A 6,000-nucleotide genomic window follows, 5' to 3' on the forward strand; every position below is an offset into this window, starting at 1 on the left:
ACAAATTTTAACATATTAAAAAACCTTAAAAAAATCTTGAGATTGTAATAAATGTGTATTAAAATCTTTTAAACACCTTTGGTTTTACAGTATAACTTTACTATAAATTCTTTTAAATTGAAGTGTTTTATTAGTGTAGATTTACCAAAACACTGCACTTTTTAGACTATTTACCAAAACCTATTTATATTACCTTTTAATAATTATAAAAAATCAAGACCTTGGTTTGTTTATTCCTCTATCATACATCACAATACTTCCTGCAACAGATACATTTAAGCTTAATTGTGATTTAAATTTTACTAAAAAATGACTTTTTTCTATAGCTTGCTTAGACAATCCGTGATCTTCTGCGCCTAATAAATACACACAACGTCTAGGATGATGAAAGGTTTCTAAAGCTACGGCAGACGCGTCTAACTCTACACCAACCAATCTTGCACCTTTAGGAATATTGTTAAAAAAATCATCAAAAGTAGCATAATGAAAATATGGCATTGCTTTTACAGCATTGTGCGTATCGCAAGCTTGTTTAGCATATCTATTTCCTATTGTAAAAATATAACTCGCTCCTAAATTTTGAGCTGTTCGCCAAAGCATGCCTAGGTTTTCTGGGGTTTTTCCGTTTTGAATTCCGATTCCGAAATATTCATTTTCAAAATTATCTACCATTTTACAAAAGTAAAATTTTATAGATATATTAGAAAATTAACTTTCAATAATACCTTTTACTATAGACGCATTATTTTCTAACGCTTCTTTGGTACTATTATAACCAAGACTAAAAACAGCATCCATACTTTTCATATTAAAAGTACCATATTTTACTAATCCTTTAGGAGAGACAACAATATCACAATCTGAAAATTTTGCTAAAGATCCAGAAGCAGCCATAATTTTATACGCTCTATCTAAGACCGAAAAAGAATGTTTTAAATCTTTTATTTTTACAGATGTTAAAGGGTTTACATATACTCCAATAATTTTTTCACAATGTGGCATTAATGGTTCTGTTGGAAAATTATTAAGTACACCACCATCAATATAATACGAATTTTTAATTTTTACAGGAGTAAAAACACCAGGAAAAGAAGCTGATGCTAATATTGGTTTTATTAATTCTCCAGAACTAAATATTTTTAATTTACCTGTTTCTACATTAGTAGCAGCAACAAAAAGCGGCTTTTTTAAACTACTAAAATCATCTTCATTAAAACAAACATAAAACTCATTTGCTAGTTTTTCGGTATCAATAAATCCTGGTTTGTTTAGGGCAAATTTACTGGTTCTAAAAATGGGTATGGTTTTAAAAAAATGAAGAATCTCTTGCCAACTCATTCCTGCTGCATAAAGAGAACCTACTATTGCACCTGCACTTGTACCTGCTATATGAGTAGGATATATTCCTGCTTCTTCTAATGCTTTAATTGCACCTATATGCGCAACACCTCTTACTCCTCCTCCAGATAAAACTAAGCCTATTTTCATTTTATTGCGATTGTGTTTAATATAAAAAACAAGTATTGTAAGCTATTGGGTAATTATTTGAAAACTAACTAACCCTCCATCAATTTCTGCTTTAATAAGCTTTCCGTTTTTATAATAATATATGTTTTCTTTTCCTTTAGCATTTATTTTCTTGTAGGTATGGTTACCTAAAGGTACAATAGTATTGATACTTCCATCTTCTTCAGAAAAACAATAACTTATATTTTCGGGCTCTTGAAAATACATAAGTATTGTACTATAATGAATTGGATCTTTAATAGATTTCTCTTTCTTATTATTTTGAGTAATTATATACTGGTTCTGCAACCACTCTGTATTTGTTTCTGCATGAGGTTTATTATTTACAGTTATATGTACATCTGCTTTTTTTAAATTATTATTATTAAAGACTACATTATAATTATAATTAACATTAATTTCTGTAATAATTCTTGTTGTAATATTGGTAGCGCTGTGATAATGAATTTTAGAATCTTTAATACGCTTTGTTGTTTCTAACTGCCCAATAATTTTATCTTTTAAAACGATATCAAATTTTAAATGCGAAGTATTTGTATTTGCTTCAAACTCTTGAAAGGATAGAATCTGGAATAGTATTAGGTACCAAATCATTTGAGACAACATTTAGAATTAGACTACAAATTAACAAATTTAATTTACTTAAAAACTACTAACACCTTATAATCTCTATTAATTATAGCACTTTTATAAAATAAAAAAAGTAGGCTGTATAATATTACAACCTACTTTTTAAAGTACATATTATTACATTCTGCTTGTATAAAACAGAATATTTTTTTTAGTTTCCTTTGTTATAGTCTTCTAAAAACTTAGCTAAACCACTATCTGTTAAAGGGTGTTTTAATAATCCTGTAATAGAAGATAAAGGTCCTGTCATTACATCTGCACCTAATTTAGCACAGTTAATAACATGCATAGTGTGACGAATAGATGCTGCTAAAATTTCTGTTCTGAAACCATAATTATCATAAATCATTCTAATTTCATCGATAAGGTTTAACCCATCTGTAGAGATATCATCTAATCTTCCTAAGAATGGAGAAACATACGTTGCACCAGCTTTAGCTGCTAACAAAGCTTGTCCTGCAGAAAAAACTAAGGTTACGTTAGTTTTAATTCCTTTATCTGAAAAATATTTACACGCTTTTACACCATCTGCAATCATAGGAAGTTTTACAACTATTTGCGGATGCAATGCTGCTAACGCTTCTCCTTCTTTAACCATACCATCAAAATCTGTAGCAATAACTTCGGCAGAAACATCTCCTTCAACTAATTCGCAAATCTTTTTGTAATGGTTTAAAATATTTTCTGCTCCAGTAATTCCTTCTTTAGCCATTAAAGATGGATTGGTTGTTACACCATCTAAAACACCTAAATCTTGTGCTTCTTTAATTTGTTCTAGGTTTGCTGTGTCAATAAAAAATTTCATATCTATTATTTTATACTGTTTGTAAATATTCTAATACTTGTTTGCTTACTTTTTCGCCAGTGAAGCCAAATTTTTCGTCTAATACTTTTGCTGGTGCAGAATAGCCAAAGTGATCTAAACCAAAAACGCTACCATTATCACCAACTAAACCTTGTAAGTTTACTGGTAAACCTGCTGTTAAACCAAATAATGGTTTGTTTTTAGGAATTACACTGTTTTGGTACTCTTTAGATTGTAATCTAAAAACACCTTCTGAAATTACAGAAGCGATATTTACTTTTAAGTTATTTTCTTTTTCTAAGATTTCTGCTGCTGCAAAAAGTGTAGAAACTTCAGATCCGTTTGCAATTAATACCACATCTGGATTTTCAACTTCTTTTACTAAATAACCCCCTTTTTCGGCAGCTAACGCTTCGTTATATCTAGAATCTCCTTGAGGTTCTACATCTTTAATTCCTTGTCTAGAAAGAATTAAACCAGTAGGTCTACTTTTGTTTTCTAAAGCCATTTTCCATGCAACACTAGTTTCAGCAGAATCTGCAGGACGTAATGCTAAGAAGCTTGGGTCACCACTGTGATTTTTTAATTTTTCTAATAAACGTATTTGCGCTTCTTGCTCTATTGGTTGGTGTGTTGGTCCATCTTCACCTACTCTAAATGCATCATGTGTCCAAACATATTTGACACCTAATTCTTGTAATGCACTTAAACGAATTGCTGGTTTCATATAATCTGAAAACACAAAAAATGTTGCTACTACAGGAATAACTCCACCATGTAAGGCAAGTCCGTTAGCAATACAAGCCATTGTTAACTCTGCTACTCCTGCTTGTAAGAAAGAACCTGTAAAATCTCCTTTTTGTATGGCGTGTGTTTTCTTTAAGAAACCATCTGTTTTATCAGAGTTTGATAAATCTGCAGAAGAAACAATCATGTTTTCTACGTTTTCAGCTAAGTAACCTAATACACCAGAAGAAGCAGCTCTAGTTGCTAATCCTGCTTTATGTTGTATAGTAGAAAAATCTAACTCTGGTAATTCACCAGACAAGAAGAAATCTAATTTTGCTGCTAAGGCTTCGTTTTCTTTTCTCCAAGCAGCAATTTCTACTTTCTTTTTAGCTGCTTGCGCTGTTTTTTCTTCTACAAGATTTTTATAAAATGTTTGCACATCTTCATAAACATCAAAAGGACTTTCAGGATTTGCACCTAAGTTTAATAATGTTTGTTCGTAATCTGCTCCAGTATTACTAATTGGTTGCCCATGTAACTCACAGTAACCTTCAAACATTTTCCCTTCTGCAGTAACAGAACCTTTACCCATTATTGTTTTACCAATGATAAGGGTTGGTTTTTCTGTTTCGTTATTGGCATCTGTTAATGCTTTTCTAATAGCATCATGATCATGCCCATCAATAGTTACTACTTTCCATCCCCAAGCTTCGTACTTCATGGCAGTATCTTCTGTAGTTACCTCATCTGTAGAAGTTGAAAGTTGAATATCATTAGAATCAAAGAACATGATAAAGTTATTTAAACCTAAATGACCAGCAATTCTACCTGCTCCTTGTGAGATTTCTTCCTGCACACCACCATCAGAAATAAAACCATATACTTTATGGTTCATCCAATCACCAAAACGTGCTTTTAAAAATTTAGCAGCAATTGCAGCACCAACACCCATGGTATGTCCTTGACCTAAAGGTCCTGAAGTATTTTCAATACCTCTGGCAACATCTACTTCTGGGTGACCAGGAGTAATAGAACCCCATTGTCTAAAGTTTGCAACATCGTCTTTTTTGTAATTACCTAAAAGATAATATTGCGCATACATTAGTGTAGATAGGTGACCTGCATCCATAAAAAAACGATCTCTAAAAGGCCATGTCATGTCTGAAGGATCGTAATTGAAGAATTCGGAATAAAGAATATGCATAAAATCTGCACCTCCCATTGGACCACCTGGATGACCAGAATTGGCTTTTTCTACCATGGCTACTGCCAATGCTCTAATGTTATCTGCTGCTTGTTGGTCAATTTGCTTGTTCATTTTTTATATTTTGATACGTTTAATAAACTTTTTTTATTTTTATTATAAATTAACATTGCAAAGATGCTGATTATTTTACAAAACCTATAGATAATTTGGGGTTAAAATTGTTTTATTATTCACAATTAACAGGTGTTTATTAACTTTTTAAAAGTTTACTGATTTCGTTTTCACGTACTATTAGTATAGGTTCTATAAAATAAATTATACACATAAAAAAAAGAGCTGTAATATTTATTACAGCTCTTGAACAATTATATTATTTTATAATTAGTTTTTCAATAATTTAATGGTTTGTTTATTCTCTCCTTGCGTAATATTTAAAAAGTATAAACCTGTTTTAAGGTTATTACCAAAAGAAAATTCTTCGTTTGGATTATATTCTTCTGTCAATAAAAGTTTTCCGCTAAAATCAAACAGTTCTAATTTAAAACTTTCATTTGACACTGAATTCACCATTTTTAAATTAAACATATTTTGACTAGGATTTGGCCAAATTTGCGCTTGAAAACTATTTTTAAGTTTATTTGTGTTTCCTGCTTTTATTTCTCCAACCATTCTTGTAGGACCTCCACATCCATTTATTCCTGATACATTACCCTCCATATCTGTATAGCCAATAACTACTATGCCTCCATCAAAAGTATCTCCTAAAATGTCTTGCGAACAAGAGGTATGAATTTCTGCGGTATCTGAACCGTTAGATAGCTCTAAGTTTTTTTCCAGTTTATTACCATTATCATAAATAGTATAGGTACCATCACCATTATCTGTTACTGTGCCTGAATTTGATACTAAAGCTGTACCTGATCCTCCACTATACGAGACAATTAATTGTTCTAATCCTCCTTTGCATTCGCATTCTACTGCTGGCACACATCCATCAAGACCTGTTACGTTACCCTCCATATCTGTATAGCCAATAACTACTATGCCTCCATCAAAAGTATCTCCTAAAATGTCTTGAGAGCAAGAGGTATGAATTTCTGCG

6 protein-coding genes are annotated in these 6,000 nt (G+C 31.4%); all 6 read right to left on the reverse strand.

All coding sequences use genetic code 11. The features are described 5' to 3' along the window. Nucleotides 1–213: 213 nt before the first annotated feature. Complete coding sequence (locus KO494_RS09425) at nucleotides 214–672, reverse strand: RNA methyltransferase (RefSeq protein ID WP_215967352.1); 459 nt, start codon at nucleotides 670–672, stop codon at nucleotides 214–216. 36 nt (nucleotides 673–708) lie between these two features. Beyond that, nucleotides 709–1,488, reverse strand: coding sequence for a patatin-like phospholipase family protein (locus KO494_RS09430; protein WP_215967353.1), 780 nt, complete (start codon nucleotides 1,486–1,488; stop codon nucleotides 709–711). 42 nt (nucleotides 1,489–1,530) lie between these two features. After that, nucleotides 1,531–2,121, reverse strand: coding sequence for a DUF6134 family protein (locus KO494_RS09435; RefSeq protein ID WP_215967354.1), 591 nt, complete (start codon nucleotides 2,119–2,121; stop codon nucleotides 1,531–1,533). Nucleotides 2,122–2,308: 187 nt separating this feature from the next. Further along, on the reverse strand, nucleotides 2,309–2,962 hold the full coding sequence (gene fsa / locus KO494_RS09440; RefSeq protein ID WP_215967355.1) for a fructose-6-phosphate aldolase: 654 nt from the start codon (nucleotides 2,960–2,962) through the stop codon (nucleotides 2,309–2,311). A 10-nt stretch (nucleotides 2,963–2,972) separates the two neighbouring features. Next, nucleotides 2,973–5,009 carry a transketolase gene (locus KO494_RS09445; RefSeq protein WP_215967356.1) on the reverse strand — a complete coding sequence of 679 codons (2,037 nt, stop codon included), beginning with the start codon at nucleotides 5,007–5,009 and terminating at the stop codon, nucleotides 2,973–2,975. A 270-nt stretch (nucleotides 5,010–5,279) separates the two neighbouring features. Beyond that, the coding region (locus KO494_RS09450; protein WP_215967357.1) for a T9SS type A sorting domain-containing protein at nucleotides 5,280–6,000 on the reverse strand (721 nt) is incomplete at its 5' end.

This window comes from Lacinutrix sp. C3R15 (genome assembly GCF_018860825.1).
GTDB lineage: Bacteria > Bacteroidota > Bacteroidia > Flavobacteriales > Flavobacteriaceae > Oceanihabitans.